Source organism: Enterococcus silesiacus (assembly GCF_001886225.1).
In the GTDB taxonomy this organism is placed as follows: domain Bacteria; phylum Bacillota; class Bacilli; order Lactobacillales; family Enterococcaceae; genus Enterococcus_L; species Enterococcus_L silesiacus.
On the sequence record NZ_JXLC01000007.1, the window covers coordinates 132326 to 153091 of the forward strand.

General features: G+C 36.0%; 20 protein-coding genes and 1 pseudogene. 3 read left to right on the forward strand and 18 right to left on the reverse strand.

Features of this window, described 5'->3' with window-relative positions; all coding sequences use genetic code 11:
- Nucleotides 1-36: 36 nt before the first annotated feature.
- The 11 genes and pseudogenes from RV15_RS06855 to RV15_RS06905 form a co-directional block, all read right to left on the reverse strand.
- Complete coding sequence (locus tag RV15_RS06855) at nt 37-837, reverse strand: phosphatidate cytidylyltransferase (RefSeq protein ID WP_071877305.1); 801 nt, start codon at nt 835-837, stop codon at nt 37-39.
- Nucleotides 834-1637 (reverse strand): undecaprenyl pyrophosphate synthase, encoded by an 804-nt coding sequence (locus tag RV15_RS06860; RefSeq protein WP_071877306.1) that lies wholly within the window; start codon nt 1635-1637, stop codon nt 834-836. Before RV15_RS06860 ends, RV15_RS06855 begins: the two co-directional genes overlap by 4 nt.
- A 263-nt stretch (nt 1638-1900) precedes the next feature.
- Nucleotides 1901-3484 (reverse strand): PASTA domain-containing protein, encoded by a 1584-nt coding sequence (locus tag RV15_RS06865; protein WP_071877307.1) that lies wholly within the window; start codon nt 3482-3484, stop codon nt 1901-1903.
- A complete protein-coding gene (locus RV15_RS06870; protein ID WP_071877308.1) occupies nt 3477-4151 on the reverse strand; it encodes an ABC transporter ATP-binding protein in 675 nt (224 codons plus the stop codon). Before RV15_RS06870 ends, RV15_RS06865 begins: the two co-directional genes overlap by 8 nt.
- Before the next feature lie 12 nt (nt 4152-4163).
- Nucleotides 4164-5624: an ABC transporter permease gene (locus tag RV15_RS06875; protein ID WP_071877309.1), complete on the reverse strand. Its 1461-nt coding sequence runs from the start codon at nt 5622-5624 to the stop codon at nt 4164-4166.
- A gap of 226 nt (nt 5625-5850) precedes the next feature.
- Nucleotides 5851-6408, reverse strand: a complete 558-nt coding sequence (frr, locus tag RV15_RS06880) for a ribosome recycling factor (protein WP_071877310.1) — start codon at nt 6406-6408, stop codon at nt 5851-5853.
- 3 nt (nt 6409-6411) lie between these two features.
- Nucleotides 6412-7134, reverse strand: coding sequence for a UMP kinase (pyrH, locus tag RV15_RS06885; RefSeq protein WP_071877311.1), 723 nt, complete (start codon nt 7132-7134; stop codon nt 6412-6414).
- A gap of 135 nt (nt 7135-7269) precedes the next feature.
- Entirely contained in the window at nt 7270-8151 is an 882-nt protein-coding gene (tsf, locus tag RV15_RS06890; RefSeq protein WP_071877312.1) for a translation elongation factor Ts, read from the reverse strand.
- A 354-nt stretch (nt 8152-8505) separates the two neighbouring features.
- Nucleotides 8506-9294 carry a 30S ribosomal protein S2 gene (gene rpsB / locus RV15_RS06895; RefSeq protein WP_071877313.1) on the reverse strand — a complete coding sequence of 263 codons (789 nt, stop codon included), beginning with the start codon at nt 9292-9294 and terminating at the stop codon, nt 8506-8508.
- A gap of 194 nt (nt 9295-9488) precedes the next feature.
- Nucleotides 9489-9671 (reverse strand): annotated as a pseudogene (locus tag RV15_RS06900) (carbonic anhydrase family protein); the annotation flags it as partial.
- A gap of 231 nt (nt 9672-9902) precedes the next feature.
- Complete coding sequence (locus RV15_RS06905; protein ID WP_071877314.1) at nt 9903-10676, reverse strand: TrmH family RNA methyltransferase; 774 nt, start codon at nt 10674-10676, stop codon at nt 9903-9905.
- Between the two features lie 119 nt (nt 10677-10795).
- On the opposite strand from RV15_RS06905, the gene RV15_RS06910 reads away from it, so the two are divergent.
- Nucleotides 10796-11071 carry an acylphosphatase gene (locus tag RV15_RS06910; RefSeq protein WP_071877315.1) on the forward strand — a complete coding sequence of 92 codons (276 nt, stop codon included), beginning with the start codon at nt 10796-10798 and terminating at the stop codon, nt 11069-11071.
- A gap of 119 nt (nt 11072-11190) precedes the next feature.
- Complete coding sequence (gene yidC / locus RV15_RS06915; RefSeq protein WP_071877316.1) at nt 11191-12120, forward strand: membrane protein insertase YidC; 930 nt, start codon at nt 11191-11193, stop codon at nt 12118-12120.
- Between the two features lie 46 nt (nt 12121-12166).
- On the opposite strand, the gene RV15_RS06920 is transcribed toward yidC, so the two are convergent.
- The 7 genes from RV15_RS06920 to glyQ form a co-directional block, all read right to left on the reverse strand.
- Complete coding sequence (locus tag RV15_RS06920; RefSeq protein ID WP_071877317.1) at nt 12167-12733, reverse strand: TetR/AcrR family transcriptional regulator; 567 nt, start codon at nt 12731-12733, stop codon at nt 12167-12169.
- Nucleotides 12734-12795: 62 nt separating this feature from the next.
- The gene (locus RV15_RS06925) at nt 12796-13602 is read right to left on the reverse strand and encodes a tryptophan-rich sensory protein (RefSeq protein WP_071877318.1); all 807 of its coding nucleotides are present in this window, start codon (nt 13600-13602) and stop codon (nt 12796-12798) included.
- 13 nt (nt 13603-13615) lie between these two features.
- On the reverse strand, nt 13616-14389 hold the full coding sequence (locus RV15_RS06930; protein WP_071877319.1) for a DUF1295 domain-containing protein: 774 nt from the start codon (nt 14387-14389) through the stop codon (nt 13616-13618).
- 1 nt (nt 14390) lies between these two features.
- Nucleotides 14391-16205 carry a DegV family protein gene (locus tag RV15_RS06935; RefSeq protein ID WP_071877320.1) on the reverse strand — a complete coding sequence of 605 codons (1815 nt, stop codon included), beginning with the start codon at nt 16203-16205 and terminating at the stop codon, nt 14391-14393.
- 7 nt (nt 16206-16212) lie between these two features.
- Nucleotides 16213-16617 (reverse strand): DUF2177 family protein, encoded by a 405-nt coding sequence (locus tag RV15_RS06940; RefSeq protein WP_071877321.1) that lies wholly within the window; start codon nt 16615-16617, stop codon nt 16213-16215.
- Nucleotides 16618-16816: 199 nt separating this feature from the next.
- On the reverse strand, nt 16817-18898 hold the full coding sequence (gene glyS, locus RV15_RS06945) for a glycine--tRNA ligase subunit beta (protein ID WP_071877322.1): 2082 nt from the start codon (nt 18896-18898) through the stop codon (nt 16817-16819).
- A 1-nt stretch (nt 18899) separates the two neighbouring features.
- Complete coding sequence (gene glyQ, locus RV15_RS06950; RefSeq protein ID WP_071877323.1) at nt 18900-19808, reverse strand: glycine--tRNA ligase subunit alpha; 909 nt, start codon at nt 19806-19808, stop codon at nt 18900-18902.
- 440 nt (nt 19809-20248) lie between these two features.
- On the opposite strand from glyQ, the gene RV15_RS06955 reads away from it, so the two are divergent.
- Complete coding sequence (locus tag RV15_RS06955) at nt 20249-20701, forward strand: hypothetical protein (RefSeq protein WP_071877324.1); 453 nt, start codon at nt 20249-20251, stop codon at nt 20699-20701.
- Nucleotides 20702-20766: the final 65 nt, after the last annotated feature.

Genomic DNA, 20766 nt, shown 5'->3' on the forward strand with positions numbered 1-20766 from the left:
CATTCAGAGTTTTTCACCTTCCCTTCTTGTTAGAAATTAAAATAGTCCGAATAAATGCATGATTGGAAAAACAAAAAGTAAGCTGTCAAAACGATCTAATATGCCACCGTGTCCTGGTAAAATAGTTCCTGAATCTTTTACATCATAATGTCGTTTGATCGATGACTCCACTAAATCACCAAATTGACCTACAATTGAAAAGACTACAGTTATCAGTAGCATGATCGGTAAATTATATACGAATAACTCTTTATTTGGCGTCAATAATAAAAATAACAGTGCTACAACAACCGCACAAAGAATACCACCTAATGAGCCTTCGATCGTTTTGTTAGGCGAGACTTCTGGCCATAATTTTCTTTTACCAAAACGTTTTCCGATAAAGTATGCACCAATATCGGTTGCCCAAACAACAAATAATGCATAAAGCAACACGACAAAACCAGTATCTCTAGCACTTACAAAGTTTTGAAAACCAACACCAACGTATAAACTTGTAATAACTGGAAATCCCGCTTGGGAAATGGTATACATATTTTTAGAAGCAACTAGTCCGCCTAATAATACCATCACAGTTAAATAGAATAAAATAAAATTATCCGCTTTTTCTGGTAAAAAGAAAAACCAGCGATCTTTTGGTAATACGAGAAATACTGCTCCTAAGGCCGAAAGCACACCTTCAAAACTAGTGATTTCTAAGCCCTTCATTCTAAATAGTTCATACACTCCAACCACTGCCAGTAATGCGGCTGCCAATTCAATCACAAAACCGCCATACCAAATGATCGGTATAAAAACCACCAAGGCTACGGCCGCTGTAATAACACGCTGTCTCATTTCTCTTCCTCCTCAGTTTCTTTTAGACCGCCAAAACGACGATTTCTATTTTGAAAGGACGCTAAGGCATGCTCCAATAATTCATCATTGAAATCAGGCCATAAGGCATCCGTAAAGAACAATTCACTATAGGCAATCTGCCATAATAAAAAGTTGCTGATACGCTCTTCGCCACTGGTTCGAATCAATAATTCTGGATCTCTTAACTCCTCAGTCAAAAAACCTGTCATTAAATGTTCGGCAATCGTTTCATCCGTAATATCTGCTGGTGAAAGCTCATTGTTTGCCGTTTTTTCAGCAATTTCTTTTACAGCGGTAATAATTTCTGCTCTTGAGCCATAATTCAATGCAAAATTTAGCACCATACCAGTATTATTTTTGGTTTGCTCAATTGCCCGTTCCACTGCATCTTGGGTGTGTGCTGGTAAAAATTCCTTGTAGCCCATTACATGAACTTTCACATTTTCTTTGATCAACTCTGGCACAAATGTATCAAAAAAATCAACTGGTAATTGCATCAAAAAACTGACCTCATCGGTTGGCCGTTTCCAATTTTCAGTAGAAAATGCATATAAGGTTAGGACTTTGATGCCTAGTTTACTTGCATGTTTCGTGATTTTTTTCACTGTATTCATACCTTCTTTATGCCCAGCAATTCTCGGTAAACGACGATTTTGTGCCCAGCGTCCATTACCGTCCATGATTATTGCAACATGTTTAGGGATCACCCCATCGCTATTAAAGGTAAATGAACTCTCTTCTTGTATGTATTTATTCTTTTGCGGAAAAAAACGTAACATATTTTCCCCTCCATTCAAAAAATCTATCTAGACTATTATAGCAATATCTTTCAGAAAAGCCTATGCAAATGAAAAAATTTCGACATTATTTAATAATTCTATGGCAGATTTACCATGATTTGCAGCTTTTTTTGTCGATCATCGGTCATCTAGCCAATCAGTCATACATAAAAATTAAAAAAAGAAAGTGAGGCTAAACGTAAAAAGCGTTTTGCCTCACTTTCTAAAAATAAGTTTCACACTGAAACATCATAGTAATTTGATTATTCTTCTTTATCGGCAGGTTTATTTTCTTCAGGTTTTAAATTCCCTTTACTGATACCGATTTGGATAACAGAATTAATTGGGATAAATTCATTATAGTTACTCATCTTAACAACCGTTCCTTTTGTCACAGTAGAGTCTACATAATAAACTTGATAGGTGATATTCGCACCTTTTGATTGATATTCTTCATAAAAAATCTTTTGAAGATCACCTTCCAGCGTATTATCACGTAAATCTTTCATATACGGCTTTCCAAATGAATAAACCACTTGAATCACCGGTTTTTCATCTTTTTCAGTATATTTTTTGCCGACTTCCACAGATTGACTGATAAATCGGCCATATGGAATCTCATCATTGAACAGTTGCTTCACTTGAACTTGCAGACCATTTGCTTTTGATTCAGCTTCTTCAGCAGTAAATTGTGAAAAGTCTGGCACTACTAATGCTTTACCTGTTGAGGCAGTGATCGACAGTGTATCTTTTTTGGCAACTTTCGTGTCTTTTCCAATACTTTGGGAAATCACTTTGCCATTTTCCACAGTGTCAGAGTCTGCTTCTTCTACATTTAGCGTAATCTCATTTTTCTTAGCCCATTCTGTTGCTTCTTCTTTGGGCTTGCCAGCAAAATCTGGCATTGAAATGTCTTTTTCAAATACTTCTTTTCCTTTAGAAAAATAGAGTTTCGCTTTGTCCTTGCGTTTATACGTATCGAATTTGACATCTTTATTTGTGATTTCAAATTTCAGATAGTCTCCTGCCGGTACTTTATCACTATACTCTTCGATGATTGCTAAATTATCTGCTTTGTGTTCATTAATCCAGCTTTTAGCATCTTTGAGTTTCATTGGTTTAAAGTCTGGTAAAGCTACCGCTTCCTCTGGATCTGCTCCTAAACTAGCATCCACCGTTAATTCTTTGCCCTTTTGGATCTTTTTGTTTTTCACCGTCTGATGAATGATCAAATTCGCTTCTTTATCAAAATCATATTTTTGCTCTACTTGAAGTTTCACACCATTTTCAGCGGTCCACTCACGAACTTCAGATAATTCCTTACCTTCAAAGTCTGGTACTTGAACATGGGTCATTTGATAATAACCAAAATACAATAAGGCAACGGTTACCAGGCTGCCTAATCCAATATAAATATATTTTCTGATTTTTTTATTTCTATATGTCGGGTCAGTCTCAATCACTTCTTCGGTATTTCTGGACTGATCTATTGCGACTGGCTCAGAAACTTTTGCTGTTTCTTTTTTAGGTTCATACTTTTTCTTTTTTGTTCGTTTTTTAGTATAAATTATCTCTTCGGGATGCTCTGCTTTAGAAACAGAATCAGGAGTCACTTCACTTTGTTTCATAGTTTCTGGCGCATTGTCTGGACTATTTTGCGGCCCGATTGCAACATCTGAACTGATGTCCTGCTGCTTTTCAGCACGTTCACTCTTATCTGTCGGCCCTTTTTCTGACCTTGTTTTCTTTTTTTGTTCTTGTTGTACTGTCTTATCTTTTAATTCGTTTTTTTCCTGGCGGGTTTTATTATAATTTTCTCCGCTGAAATTTGATAAAAAATCACTCATACTTTTTTAACACACCTTTTTTCAGGTAATAGGTCTCGTCAGATTGATCTGCAATATCATTTGAGTGCGTTACGACAATCACACACTTATTATGAACTTTAGCAAGATTTTGAAAAATATCGACAATCTCCTGTTCCATTCCTTCATCTAAATTTCCTGTTGGTTCATCTGCTAAAATGATATCTACATTCGTAGCTAAAGCTCTAGCAATCGCAACACGTTGCTGTTCACCACCAGAAAGCTGATTCACCAGCCGATCTGCTTTCTCACTTGTAATACCAATATAATCTAAAAGATTGTAGGCAACTTCTTTTTGATTCGGTGGCAGTTCATTATCTGTAATCGACATTGCTACCAAAACATTCTCTAAAGCTGTCAGGTAAGGAACTAAATTATAACTTTGAAAAATAATACTGATAGCATCACGACGATATTTTTCATAGCCGATTGATTTAATATCTTTTCCGTTTAATAAAACTTGCCCTTCCTTTGGTGTGTCTAAAGCACTGATCAATGAAAGAAACGTTGTTTTTCCGGAACCAGATTGTCCTAAAATACTATAAAATTTTCCTTGTTCAAAGGAAACATTGGTATCTTTTAAAATGAAACGGCGCTGATCGCCATCTTGATAAAAATAACTAAGATTTTTTGTTTCTAAAATCGCCATTTTCCATACCTCCTACATCATGATTTTCTTTGGATTCAAACGGACAATATACAACAATGGTAAAATTGCTGCCAACAATACCGTACCTAATCCAACAACTAAATACGTGATTATATATCCTAATGAGAATTTTACTTCATAAGCATTCATGATGTCATCTGTTGTAAGCTCGGTCGAACCTAACCCATCAAAGCCCATAAACATATTCATTTGATCATTCGTACTACTCAAAATATCACTATTCAATAAAGATTCTGAGACCATTTTTCCTAAAAAATTACCTGTAATCAATGAAAGAATCAAAGCGATTCCACTGATGATCAGCATCTCTATAATAATTTGTCCCATGACATGACTACGCTTATCCCCTAAAGACAGATAGATACCCAGTTCGTGTTTACGATCACGCATGAATAATAAAACAACCAATGAAATGATCAATAACGTTGCAATAACTGCAATCAAGACAACATAGCCTGAAATTTGAGACATTTTTTTCATACTGCCGCCAATTTGCTCATACTGATCCGTTGAGGCGCTTACTGTATATAATTTTGGCAAGAGCGGTTGTGTTTCTTGCTTAAAAGCCTCTACGTCGTCTGGGCTATTGAGTACGTAAACAGGTGTATAGTATTCCCCCTCATCGTCATCTGATATAAATGGACTTTCTGGATTAACTTTTTTTAGTTTTTCTAAATAGTCTTTATTGATTTCCAAGACCGTTTTATTCGGCAAATAAACTGTATTAATCTGCTGCAATGACATGTATTGCTGATTCATATCTTGCTCTTTTTTTTCTTCTTTATCTTTCATCTCGACCGATGTTGGTTCAAAAATTCCGATGATTTGGATTGGTATATCTATTTTAAATAATTCTTTTTGCCCACCATCTTCACTATAGTCATAGCCACGGCTATCTATGACCATTTGGTCGCCGACAGATAATCCGTTTTCGTCTGCAACTTTTGAAGAAATAAGTCCGACATTTTTTCCATTGTCAATATCTTCTTGAGTGAAAACCTTACCTTCAACTAATTTGACTCTATTTTCCTCAACATCCAAAATTTTATGATAGTTCGAACCTTTTAAGTTAAGTCCTTCCATCATTGCTCCGGATTCCTCTGAATCTAATGTCGCACTTTTCAGCTCTTTTGTTTGTACCATCGTTCCGGCGTTATAATCATAATATTTTACATAAGAAGACTGCCCAATTTTTTTCATCAAATCAACTTTAAGTGGTTCAATTTTTAGATCTTCTTTGGCAAATTCATCTTGGTTATTTTCATAATCCAATTGAATCGTAGCCAATCCACCCAATTGTTTTTTGACGCTTTTTTCAACATTTTGTGTAGACTGCTGGATCGCGATTGATCCTGCAATAACATTACCCAATACAAATATCACTGCAAATAAAATGAGTGATTTTCCCTTTTTTCTAGTTACGCTGCACAGCGCACGCTTCATAAAATTCACTTTCTCATCTCCCTTTAAGAAAAAATATAGTTACTATCATTATTCCATAACAGTTGAGGTTTAACAAGATGTTTTTTACACTCTCGCTTAAACTAACAATTTCTTTAGATCATAATTTTATAACCACATATTATATATCGTTAAAATAACAATTATATTTAAAAAAATAAAAAAACACCCTCACTTTTTTAAAGTGCGGATGCTTTTCTTCTTACTTTTAATGAAATTATACTTCTAGAAGTTCTTTTTCTTTTTCAGAAGTGATCGTATCAATGTTTTTCACACTATCATCTGTTAATTTTTGCGCTTCTTTTTCTAGATTGCGCAACTCATCTTCAGTGATATCATTGCTTTTTTGTTGCTTTTTCAATTCATCAATAGCATCACGACGAATGTTACGAACAGCGATTTTTGCATTTTCAGCCGCTTTTTTCACGTCTTTTGCTAATTCTTTACGACGTTCTTCCGTTAATTGTGGAATTACTAAACGAATTACTGTGCCGTCATTTGTTGGGCTAATACCGATATCGCTAGCTTGAATTGCCTTTTCGATATCTTCAAGTGAATTTTTGTCAAAAGGTGTAATCATTAAGACACGCGCTTCTGGAATATTGATTCCAGCAAGTTGGTTCACCGGTGTCAGTGCGCCATAATAATCTACTTGAATTCTGTCCAATAGACTTGCGTTAGCACGTCCTGCACGGATTTGGCCAAGCTCACGTTGTAAGCTTTGTTCTGCTTTGCTCATTTTCTCTTTTGCTGTTGCTAATACAGTTCCACTCATTTTTTATTTCCCCCTTACGGTTGTTCCAATATTTTCACCTAAACATGCACGGCGAATATTGCCTGTTTCATTTAAATTGAATACGACTAATGGAATATCATTATCCATACTTAGTGAGCTTGCCGTTGAATCCATTACTTGCAAGCCTTTTGAAATCACATCTAAATGTGTTAATTCTTCAAATTTAACAGCATTTGCATCTAGCTTAGGATCAGCAGAATACACACCATCAACATTGTTTTTAGCCATTAAAATGACATCCGCATCAATTTCTGCTGCACGTAACGCTGCAGTTGTATCTGTTGAGAAATAAGGATTTCCGGTACCACCAGCAAAGATCACGATACGACCTTTTTCCAAATGACGTTCTGCACGGCGGCGGATATATGGTTCTGCGATTTGACGCATCTCGATTGACGTTTGAACGCGTGTTGGCACTCCAAGATTTTCTAATGTATCTTGTAAGGCTAATGCGTTCATTACAGTTGCTAACATTCCCATGTAATCTGCTTGTGCGCGTTCCATACCCATTTGAGCACCGATTTGTCCGCGCCAGATATTGCCACCGCCAACAACGATTGCCATTTCAATTCCTAATTCATGTACTTCTTTGATTTCTTCTACAATCTCTTTGATTGTTGGAGGTTTAATTCCAAACCCATCTTCTCCGGCCAAAGCTTCGCCACTTAACTTTAATACAACGCGTTGATATTTAGGTTTTACCATTTTTGTTTTCCCTCCACCATTTGTCTAAGAACATTTTAACATACTCTGCAGATTCTGCCAGTCTATTTCTTTTGATTTGCCTAAAAAAAGGGAGCGCATCTCAATGCGTTCCCAACTGTTACCTAAGCAACAGATTTATTTTTTGATTTGGCTCATTACTTCATCAGCAAAGTTATCTTCACGTTTTTCAATTCCTTCGCCAACTTCAAAGCGGATGAATGATTTAACTGTTGCGCCTTTAGATGCAACGTATTTTTCAACTGTCATATCAGGATCTTTAACGAATGGTTGATCCACTAATGAAATTTCAGCTTTAAATTTGTTTAGGCGACCAATCACCATTTTTTCAACGATATTGGCTGGTTTACCTTCGTTTAATGCTTGCTCAGAAAGAATCGCTTTTTCATGTTCTAATTCTTCTTGAGGGATTTGTGATTCGTTCACATAACGAGGGTTGATTGCTGCTACGTGCATTGCAACGTCTTTCGCAACTTCTTCGTCAGTTGTTCCTTCAAGTACAGTTAAAACGGCAATACGTCCGCCCATGTGTAAATAAGCACCGAAAGCAGCGTTATCGTCTTTTTCAACTAATTCAAAACGACGGAAGCTGATTTTTTCACCGATAACCGTTGTTGCTTCGATCAATTCAGTTTCTAACGTTCCTTTATCTGTTTTAAGAGCTAAAGCTTCTTCCATGTTTGCTGGTTTGTTCGTCGCAATCTCAGTTGCAATTTTTTTAACTAAATCTTGGAACATTTCGTTTTTAGAAACAAAGTCAGTTTCAGAGTTTACTTCAACGATTGCTGCAAAGTTGCCGTTTGAAGCAACATTTGCTAAACCTTCCGCTGCAACACGGTCATTTTTCTTAGCTGCTTTAGCCATACCTTTTTCACGTAGGTGATCAACAGCTGCTTCTATATTACCTTCTACTTCTACTAACGCTCTTTTTGCGTCCATCATACCGACACCAGTCATGTCGCGTAGTTCTTTAACTAATTTTGCTGAAATATCTGCCATTTTTTGTTCCTCCTAAGTTTTGAAAGCGTAGCAGGCTCGTTTAACCTTGACTGAAAAATAGGAAAAATTGATTGAGACGCTTTTTGTCTCACTCTATTTTTATCTTTTTTTCCGAAAGATTAGCCTGCATAGCTAGATAGTTTTAAAAGCTGAAAGAGCTTGATCAGCCTCGACAGGAAAATAGGAAAACATGACTGAGGTGTTCTTTACCTCATTTCAGTTTTTATCTTTTTCCCGAGGAGTTAGCCCGTGAAGCTAAATCATTTAAGTGTAAAATTCGTTTTAAAAAAGCTATCTCAAAGGAGAATCAGGCTTTTTTTCGCCTAGCCTTCGAGACAGCTCCGTTATTTTAAATTATTCTGCTGAATCGTTTGTGCCTTCAACAACATCAACGATTTCTTCGATTGAAGTTGCAGCTTCTGGTGTTTCTTCAACAAAGATTTCTTCTACAGCTTGATCTTCACCTTGGTTTCCTTCGATGAAAGCGTCAGCCATTTTAGCAGTGATCAATTTAACCGCACGAATCGCATCATCATTTGATGGAATTACTACGTCGATTTCGTCTGGATCACAGTTAGTATCAACCATCGCAACGATTGGGATGTTCAATTTTTGAGCTTCTTGAACAGCAATACGTTCTTTACGAGGATCAACAATATACATTACATCTGGAATTCTAGGCATATCTTGGATACCACCTAAGAATTTTTCAAGACGTTCACGTTGTTTGTTTAAACCAACAACTTCTTTTTTAGGAAGAACATCGAAAGTTCCGTCTTCTTCCATTTTATTGATATCTTTCAAACGTTTAATACGTTTTTGGATTGTATCCCAGTTAGTTAAAGTTCCACCTAACCAACGGTGATTTACAAAGTATTGACCTGAACGAATCGCTTCGTCTTTGATCGCTTCTTGTGCTTGTTTTTTAGTTCCTACGAATAATGCAACACCGCCGTCTTCAGCAACATTTTTCATGTAATCGTACGCAGCATCTACTAATTTGACTGTTTTTTGCAAGTCAATGATGTAGATTCCGTTTCTTTCTGTGAAGATATATTTCTTCATTTTTGGGTTCCAGCGACGAGTTTGGTGTCCAAAGTGTACGCCGGCTTCTAGTAATTGTTTCATAGAAATTACTGCCATGTGTTGTTTCCTCCAATTTGGTTTTTATTTGTTCCCTCTCCAGTTCTCATTTTTGTAAGGAACTACTAACAGTAGCACCGCCTTACAAATCGAATCAGGATGTGGATTTAGTGTTTTAACACCGTTTTCTAGTATACAATATTATTTAAAAGATTTCAACCTAATTAACTACTTTTTTGTTATCTTTTATTTGCTTATTCATCATGTTCTAAAATAACTCGATTATTTAGAGATTGAATATTTCTATTATTATGGTCATAAAACTCTTTGAATTTTTTAATTTGATTTTTTGATACTGGTACAGGGTTCTTAAAAATGTACCACTCAACATTTTCAGTTAGCGGTGGCGTTGTTAGTGAGCCTAAGTAATGATAAAAACGTTATTGTCGTAAGTAACTTTCTTTTCATCCCTTGTTCCTTCTTTCAACTCTCTTTTGCTAAAAAATAGTAGACACTTTTTTACGAAAAATCGTTGTATGATGTATTAAACCAATTATTCAGCTTATTTTATTATATCGTATTTACAACTGGTATAGTACAAAATATAAAGAAAATTGAAATAAAACTGGAACAAATCCATACCTAAGCATGATTTGTTCCAGTCTGACTTAATTATTATTTTCTAAATGGTACATTAAGATTCCAGCTGCAATTGCAACATTCAAGGATTCTGCCGCTCCTTTAATTGGAATATAGATGTTTTGGTCTGCCTTCTCTAAAAATTCAGTTGCAACTCCTTGCCCTTCATTTCCCATGATCAAAGCATAATCTTTGCTATTGCTTAATTCCCGATAAGAAACAGCTTCTGGATTTAATTCCGTGCCGTACACTGGAACCTTGGCTTCTTTGAATCTGTCAATAGCTTCTGCTAATGGTTTTCGTATAACAGGCAAATGATAGTTACTTCCCTGCATTGCCCGCAATACTTTCGTACTATAAATGTCGGAACTGCCTTCCCCGAGTATCACACCAGCAAGTCCCGCAGCATCTGCCGTTCGAATCATCGTTCCAACATTCCCAGGGTCCTGGACGTTATCTAAAAGCAGCCAACCACCAGAAAAATCGATTTTTTTCTCGTCATCAGGCATCTTTACAATGGCTGTCATCCCTTGTGGTGTCGGCAGCTCTGACAATGACACCAGCACTTCATCAGAAACATATATCAACAGCTCACTAGGTTGTTGCCCTAACCAATCAGACCACTCCGTCTTCCCGCGCTGATTAAAAAGGATCCAATCAATCTCAGCTCCCGCTTTAACAGCTTCTTCGATCAGATGAAACCCTTCAATTATATACTGTTGCAGCTCTTCTCTATATTTCTTCTTATGTAATTTTTTAAATTCTTTGATTGTTGCATTTTTCGTCGATAAAATTTCTTTCATTTCTACACCTCACCCGATCATTATACCATGATTTTTTCCAATCAAACAGTCACTATTTCACTTGCCAGAAGCTCAAAAAATCGCTATCATTAATTTAACTAAAAGCGAGGTGTACAGCTATGAGAAAAGTACGGATGAATGTACAAGGAAGAGTTCAAGGCGTTGGCTTTCGATACATGACTAAAATGGTCGCAGATGAACTAGGGATTTATGGCACGGTGCGAAATGAAGACGATGGTTCAGTCTCAATTGAATCTTTGGGTGCTGACGAGGCAATGAAAGTATTTATTCAAAAAATCAAAGATTCTCCCAGTCCGGCAGGACGTGTCACCTATGTTGATATACAAGAAGATCCATTGATGGAAGAATATATCAGCTTCAAAGTCACAAATTAATTCAAACAAGAGGAATCTTCCTCCGTCTTGAGGCGGATTCTTCTGATTTTTATTGAAAAAAAACACGTTTTCAAGTATAGTTAACCTTGTGCAAATTTTTTAGAAAAGGAAAGAATAAAATGAGAAAATTAAATAAGTGGCTACTGAGTTCTGGCCTATTCACTTTGGTCCTATTTTTATCTGGATGTGTGAAAACAGGCTCTGATGGTCAACCAACTGGTGAAGGAATCATCTATAATTTTTTAGTAAAACCAATGAGTAGCGCTATTACATACCTTGTTGATAATTTTGATTGGAATTATGGCTGGGCAATCATCTTTATTACGATCATCGTTCGATTAATCATCATGCCATTAGGCTTGAATCAATCGAAAAAAAGCATGATCCAAACAGAAAAAATGCAAGCAATCAAACCGCAAATTGATGCAGCTCAAGCGAAAGTCAAAGAAGCGACGACTCGCGAAGAACAAATGCAAGCTCAAGCAGAAATGCAGCAAGTTTACAAAGAAAATAATATGAGTATGATGGGCGGTATCGGTTGTTTACCTTTATTGATCCAAATGCCAATCTTCTCCGCCTTATTCTTTGCCGCTCGTTATACAAAAGGAATCGGCGATGCATCATTTTTTGGTGTCAACCTAGGTCAACCAAGTATCATATTTGTTGTTTTAGCTGGTGTCGCCTACTTACTACAAGGTTATCTATCTACGATCGGGATTCCTGAAGAACAAAAGAAAACAATGAAATCAATGTTGATCGTGTCACCTTTAATGATTGTGTTCATGTCAATCAGCTCTCCAGCTGGTGTCACATTATACTGGGTAGTCGGTGGGATTTTTAGTAGTATCCAAACATTGATCACAAACCAATTCTTAAAACCAAGAATCAAAGCTCAAGTAGCGGAAGAATTAAAACAAAATCCGCCTAAACAAGTGATTACACCTCGCAAAGATGTAACACCAACCAAAGAACAAACAGTCAAAAAAACAGCAGTTCAACAAAATACTTCTAATAAAGGTAGAAATGCTGGAAAACAAAATAGAAAATAAAACAAGAACCAATGCAAAGTGATGACTGCATTGGTTCTTGTTTTATTTATTTTTTTGACACCCCAAAAACGAAGAGATCGACAACTTGAGCAATACTTAACGATGAGCTACTTTGCTCTGTTTTGATATATGGGGATAACGTATTGAGAAAATGTGTCGTTGCAACTTCTGGTGTCAAGCCTGTACGTATAGCAAAATCACTTTTTTCAAAGAGACTCAACAATGGCTTTTTGTATGACTGATTCCACAATGTAAACAATTTAAGTTGTGTTTCTTTTGTTAACTTTGTTCTAAAATCATGCATCATTAAATCAAAATCAAATGGATGCTTTGTTTTTAGACATTCAGCAAATTTTTGTAATTTATTGATCGTATCAAGATTTTGATCTTCAACAATGTTCACTAATTCTTCATTTACATCTCCAAGTAGACTTTCAATAACCCCAACATAAACTGCCTCTTTATTGCTAAAATGATGGTACAAATTAGGTTGCGTCACTTCAGCTAACTGAGCTATTTGTCTAGTTGATGTGCTTTGATAGCCATTATCCATAAATAACCGCGTTGCTACTTGAATAATTTTTGCTCTTGTATTGTTCGTTTCTTTCTCCATTACTTAGCCACCTATAGTTGATTTCATTACTATTTTAACAGAAGCCGGCAAAGAAACATATACTAGATAACATTCTTTTTTCGTTTAAATGATAAAACGAATTCATAAATACAGACTAGCGCTAATATAGTTAAGCAAATCATAACCGTAATGATAATAATTGGATAGGTTCCGTCCCAGCCATCAGTTGCTTGATGCTTATTCAAAATCCCATAATAAGCCCACAACGTTGCCAATCCATAAGCAATATCTCGATTACGAATGATTGTTGCACTGATAATTAGTAATCCAATAATCAATATAGCAATCGTCCAAAAGACTTGATTATTTTGAAACAAAGCTAAATTTTTATCTACTAAAAATGCGGTAATATTAGCTATCGTAGCAATTGTGATCCAACCAAAGTAAACACTAAAAGGTAATCTCACAAAAAGATAGTCCTTTTTAGTTAGTACTGCCGTTGCTAAAATACGATTTATATAGATCAACACGATCAATAACGCTAACATAATCACTACAGACAAGTCGATTTGAAGGTATTGCCATGCGAACAACCAAATACTATTTAAGATAGATGAAACAATAAATAAATTCCGCAATTTAACGCTGATTTGCTGCTGTGCTAGGATCGATTGGATCGTTGGTTTAAACCATTGATACACTACAAACCCGGCCAATAACAAATAAATGACTGACCAAATCGCAAAGGTTACTCCTGCTGGAGCAAACAAGTTAGGATACGTATCTGAGACTTCTTGTGTCGTCATTCCGTTTAAAGGCAGTAAAATCGCTGCCGCATTCGTAGCAATCATTACAAAATAAATAATCGTAACGAGCCATTTTGAGACTAGAGATTCATTTTTATCCATGATACTTCCTCCTTTACAGTCCTTTTTTTCCAATAAATGGCACAAATTTTGGTGTTTTATGTGCGTAAGCAATAAAATCCGATCGATCTTTGTATTTTTTTTCTAATAAAGGAACGCCAGATACAAATAACAACAACAAGGTAATCGCCATAGGTCCAATAATCCCCCAAATATTTCGTGTATCATTCAAACTCACAAGAAAAATTCCCCACCAGCTAAGTGCTTCACCGAAATAATTAGGATGCCTTGTCGTAGACCACAAGCCACTCGTCAACAGTTTTCCATGGTTGCTCTTTGTCTTTTTAAATTTCGCTAACTCATAATCGCCAACTGTTTCATAGGCAAATCCTACAAGCCAAATCCCGACACCTAATCCATTCCACCAATAAAATGTATTGACTGAACTTGTCATCACCAATAGAATCGGCATTGAAACAACTAATAATAGTACCCCCTGTAAAACAAACACATTAAGATATGCCTTTAGCCTTGGCCAATGATTCCCCCAACGCTTTCTCATATTTACATACCGATAATCTTCCGGTTTTCCGATATTTCGTTTAGCCAAGTGGAAAAACAAACGGACTCCCCATATAGTTACTAATACAAGAATAATTGTACTAACCGTTGTTTTTGTTGGCATAATTAAGTAACCAGTAATGGCTACAAGGACAAACCCAATTCCCCAAGCCAAATCAACAATAGAATTGTTATGCAGGTATTGTGCTAAAAAGAATAACAACGTAAAATAAATAAAAATGACCCCACTAATGATCCAAATGCTCATATTAATCCCCACTTTCTTCGATTTCAACCGCTACAGCCACACTGCCTTGACCAGCACTCATCGCAATCACGGTTGAAATATCCATCATATAATTTGGCTCAAAACCAAATTGTTCGATCAACTTACTTTCCCAGTGCGTCGCTCTACCTTGAGCATTAGCATGAATGACTGCGTAGCGTTTTATGTTATTTTTTTCTTGCAATTTTTTCAGTTGCTGTAACACCTTTATTTCATTTTTTTCCAAACTGAATGCAAAATTACTTAACTTTCCTTCCCCTTCTCCATTTAAACTAACAATAGGCTTTAAATTAACTTTTTTTGCTATTTTCCCTATAAATTGAGGGATTCTACCAGAATCAATCATCGGATCCAAATTATCGACACTAACAAGGATTTTAAACTGATTTCGTTTTATTTCCACTTGTTTCACTAATTCATCAAAAGGTAAACCAGCTTGAATCCATTCATTTGCTCTCATAACGAGTAAGCCTTGAGCAGCAGAATTTTGTTTAGAATCAATCACTTCGATCCTTGTGCTGGATGATGTCATCCGTTTAGCTGCTTCTTTCACTGTATGAAATGTTCCACTCAATTTCTCAGCAACTGTAATAACCAATATTGCTTCATACTTCGTTTCTAAAAATGAAAACAGATTTTCTATGGTTTTCAATGTTGGTTGAGCACTAGTTGCTCTTTCGCTTTGATTTTTATTCAGTTCAAAAAACTGATGACTTTGGATTGTTACTTTGTCGATATAGCTAGTATTTCCGATCAAGATATTCATTGGCAACACATGGATTTGGTTACTTAGCACATATTCAGCTGGCAAATCAGCGATCGAATCTGTCACTAAGGCGATTGGCGCTTTTTTATGTGTATTTACTTGATATTGTAATAACATGTCATCAGCTTTTTGCTGAACAGGTTGACCGATCGTATTTAAGTAGCTCAACACTTGATCTGGCTGATTGGAATGGATATGGATCCTAGCTTTCCCACGATTCACAGCAACAATCAATGAATCGCCATAGGTACTTAATTTTTCTTGAATTTCTTCTTTGGTCTGTGTTACTTGTTCCAATAAAATTTCGGTACAATATCTGTAGTTGGGTTTTACAGCATTCGAATGTCTTGATTCAGAAACCTCTATTTTGACTGAATCATCATCCTGTATCATAGTTTTAACAGCTGTTTGCTTATTGACAAAAGCTCGTGTAAAGCCTTCTATAAATATATAAAACCCTTTTGCTCCAGCATCGACTACTTGATTTCTTTGTAAAATTTTTAATTGCTTCGTAGTATTTTTCAGCGCTTGCTCAGCTTCAGTTAATGCTTTTGGTAACAATTTTTCTAACCCATGTCCATGTATCTGCTCATCATCATTGAGTGCCTCTGCCCACGTTCGAATAACCGTGATAATGGTCCCTTCAACTGGATTACTAATGGCTTGGTATGCTTCTTTGATTGCCAGTTTCACACTTTTCACAAAGCTTGCAACAGAATCTTTTTCTTCTTGAAGCAATAGATTGTTATAAATACCATTAAAATATTGAGCAAAAATAATGCCTGAATTCCCCCTAGCCCCTAGTAAAGAGGCATCTGCAATTTTTTCAAGAACATCAATAACAGATGTTGATTCATCTTTAGTTTCTTCAAGAATTGTCTGCATCAATGAAGCTAAATTACTTCCAGTATCTCCGTCTGACACGGGAAAAACATTGATTTGATTGAGTTCTTTCTTTTCATTTATTAGTTGAACTGCTCCTTGTTGAAAAGCAAACAACAATTCTTGATAATCAATAGACTGACCGTTCATTCACCATTTACCTCCAATTAAAATGCTGGGCTACAAAAACTGTAATACCACTAGTGGTTGCAGTAACTGCGGCTCCCCAGATTAAATCAATAACCGTTACCAAAGCAGGCCAACCTTTGATCGTAGCGAGGTTCGTCAAATCATATGTTGCATAACATAATAATCCAAGCAAGGCACCTGCTAAAAGAGCGTACATCAAGCTATTTTTTTCAAGCGCTGGATAGACAACAAAGAAGAGTAGACCGACCAGATATAACACGTAAAATATAGCCGCTGGAATGATTTTTGTTGTACCTAACAAATTACCTAACTGTTCTTGATACATTTTCCGAGCAATGAAAAGCAACCAGGCAAAATCCAAAACTAAAAATGTTATTGCTGCGACACTAAATAATTTCAAAAAATGATTCATCTTCTTTCCTCCTAATAAAACATGGTATGATCACCTTATCGTTCGATAAGTCAATCGTACCATGTTGAAATAATTTATGAAAAAATTTTGCTTACAAAAATGATTCATTCGTTGTTTTTATTATTATTTATAGGAGTTTAGCTTAACAAAAAAAGGGAAAAGACCCTTTGTTACGGACCTCTTTCCCCTTTGACTCATTTTATTTTACGATCAACAAATCAAGACTAGCTAATGATAACGACATTTTCGCGATTCGATTAAGTTCGTTCAAGCGATTGATCTTCACTTGTTCGTCTTCCACCATGACCATTGTTTCCTCAAAATATTGTTCGATCAATGGACGTAACTCTACCAATGCTTGATAGTTCTCCGACATCGTATTTTCATTAAACTGCTCTTCAATTTTATTCACTGCTTGATGCAAGGCTTTCTCAGCCTGATTTTCAAACAATGCTACATCGACTTTGTTTTCTTGATTTAATAACTCGTGACCTTTTTTGGCTAAGTTGATCACTCGTGTTAAAGCTTCCATTGACGGTTTAAAATCTTTATCCAGCAAATGTTTTTTTAGAATAGTTGCTGATGAAAATAGTTTTGTTAAGTCTTTTTGTTCAGAAGAAATTACGGCATCGATCACATCATGACGCACATTTTTGGTTGCTAACAACTGACGTAAACGTGCTTTTACAAAATCGATCACTTCTTCTTGTCCACTTGTTAGCTGAATACCATATTTTTGGCTATCTGAATTGACTGCTGCATCAATATCCATTTGTAATTGAACTAACGGGAACTGCCAGTTTTTATTTTCAATAATTCTGATTACACCATACGTTTGACGACGCAATGCATATGGATCGTTTGAACCACTAGGTATCATTCCGACGGTAAAGAATGAAAATAGACTATCCAGTTTATCCGCAATGGCCAGAACTGCTCCAATAGAAGAAACTGGCAAGTCGCCCTCACTCGATGTTGGTAAGTAGTGTTCACGAATTGCTTTTGCTACTGCAGTTTTTTCTCCTTGTAACAATGCATATTTTTCGCCCATGATTCCTTGTAGCTCTGGGAATTCACCAACCATGTTTGTGACTAAATCAAACTTATAAATTTCAGAAGCGCGTTTTAAATCTGTCAGTTCTTCATCTGATAAGCCCACTTCTTTTCCAATGATTTGTCCAATAACACCGACACGTTGCATCTTTTCATAGATCGTACCAATTTTTTCATGGAACGTTACATTTTTTAATTTATTGACACATTCTTCAATTGACAGCTTTTTATCTTCATTGTAGAAAAACTCAGCATCTTCTAAACGAGCAATCAAAACTTTTTCATTTCCTTTGATTACATTTTCAATATGAACACTATCACCATTTCTAACTGAAATAAAATGCGGAAGCAACAATCCTTGATCATTACGCACATCGAAATAACGTTGGTGTTCTTTCATCGACGTAACTAAGACTTCGTCAGGAACAGAAAGATACTTTTCATCAAAAGCCCCTACAAATGCAGTTGGGTATTCAACTAAATTGTTAACTTCTTCCAATAATTTCTCGTCTAAATCCAGCTTCCAATTATTTTTATCAGCCAATTGATTTGCTTGGTCAACGATCATTGTTTTTCTTTCGTTAGAATCAACAATTACAAACTGTTCTTTCATTTTTTCTTCATATTCATCGGAATGGTTAAAGGTTACATCATCACCTAAGAATCGATGGCCACGAGAACTGTTTCCTGTCGTTACATCTAGTACAGAAAATGGAATCACTTCATCATCTAATAAGGCCACAATCCAATGAATCGGACGAATATACTCAAAATCATAGTCTGCCCAGTGCATCGTAACCGGGAAAGTCAAACTTGTAATAACATCTTTCAAACCAGCTAATACATCAATCGTTTGTTGACCTTTATTGTGTTTTGTCACGTAGACGTATTCTACGCCATTTAGCTCTTTAAAAGTAATCGCATCTGTCGTCAGACCCTGACCTCTTACAAATCCTTCAGCCGCCTTACTCCAATTTCCCTCGGCATCTTGCGCAATTTTTTTAGCAGGTCCTTTTACCTCTTCTTGGGTATCTTCTTGTTGTTCCGGCAATTGCGTCACACGTATGGCTAAACGGCGAGGTGTAGAAAAGCTTTGGACTGTCTCATACGTTAAGTTATGTTCATCTAAGAATTTCACTATCTTGTTTTCTAATTGTAAACGACTTGGGCTGACAATATGAGCTGGCATTTCTTCCAAGCCAATTTCAAGTAATAAGTCTTTTGCCATGTTATTTTGCCTCCTTCGTCGGTTGATTTTCTTTATTTAAAAGTGGAAAGCCTAATTTCTCACGTTCTGCGACAAATATTTTTGCGACAGCTTTTGCCATGTTTCTGATACGAGCCAAATACCCAGCACGTTCTGTTACTGATACTGCACCGCGAGCATCTAATAAATTGAAGGTATGGCTGCATTTTAAAATATAATCATACGCTGGGTGAACTAAGTTTTCATCAATACAACGTTTCGCTTCTTTTTCAAATTTATCAAAGTTTTCTAATAACATGTCTTGATTGCTAACTTCAAATGAATACTTTGAATGTTCATATTCAGGCTGATTGAAGATTTCTCCGTATTTAACGCCCTGTGTCCACTCTAAATCGTAAACACTTTCCACTTCTTGAATATATGAAGCTAGTCGCTCGATACCATAAGTGATTTCTGAAGTAACTGGATGACAGGCTAGTCCACCTACTTGTTGGAAATACGTAAACTGAGTAATCTCCATCCCATCAAGCCAAACTTCCCAACCGAGACCGGCACAACCCATGGAAGGATTCTCCCAGTTATCTTCAACAAACCGGATATCGTGCGCTAAGGGATCTATGCCCAATAACTCTAAACTTTCTAAGTACAATTCCTGAATATTTTCAGGAGAAGGCTTCATTACAACTTGGAATTGATGATGTTGATATAAACGGTTCGGGTTTTCTCCATAGCGACCATCAGCAGGTCTTCTTGATGGTTCTACATAGGCTGCATTCCAAGGCTCAGGTCCAATTGCTCGTAAAAAGGTATATGGACTCATCGTTCCGGCCCCTTTTTCTGTATCATAAGACTGCATCAGCATACAACCGTTTGAAGACCAGAATTTTTGTAATGTTAAAATCATTTCTTGTACCGTAAGTTTCTTTTCCATTATGTTCCTCCTTAAATTTAAAAAACTGGCAAACAAAAAGTCCCCATGCCTCTAAGAGACATAGGGACGAATAATCGCGGTTCCACCCTACTTCCGATATTCACCATCGGCAGCTTCGTTTAAGTATACTCAAAAGCGCCCTTCAAAAGTTGCTTGTATCTGGCTCACACTTTTCCAGACTCGCTATAACAGCAGTTCTTTTTACTCTTCTTTTTCAACGTATGTATTTAATTACTCTTTATGATAATCTTAGATAAAGAATATGTCAAATCTTTTTTATTTTTTCATAGTGTCACAACTAACAAACTATAGATTGCCTTCAATTGGGGAATCTTATATACTTGATACGTAGTAAGTACGCAGTTATTTATTACACAATTCATGATCATCTAAACATGTTTATATTTTAGTGATCAAATCTAGATAAGGTGAGTGTAAAAATGAAAAAATCATTCAGTTTTGTTTTACTTGTTTTAGGGGTATTTATTTTTGTAGGGTGTTCTAACTTAAAAGCGGATCTTACTGCGAACGATTGGTATCTTGAAACCGCAGAAAAATCAGATAATGATACAAAATTTGTATTGTCTTTTGATGATAAAAAAATGACTATGAGTCCAGAAGTGGAAAGTTCAGGCAATAATCTTGCTGACAGTTTTGTTGACGCATTTGCTAAAGGCATCACCTTCACATATGACTACACAGTAAAAGGAAATACACTTACACTAAAAAATAGTGAATTAAAACAAGAAATAGTTTTAGATTTAAAGAAAAATAATAAAAACGTTAAGCTAACAGAAAAATCTTTCAAGTTGGATGGCAAAAAGAGCGATAATAAATCAGGATATGATCAAGCAATCCTTGTACCTAAGGAAAAAGATAAAGATAACAAGTAGCTAATCAAACAACGGAATTTTCAATTTAACATGAAGATTCAAAAAAAACAATACTATAATTGGCT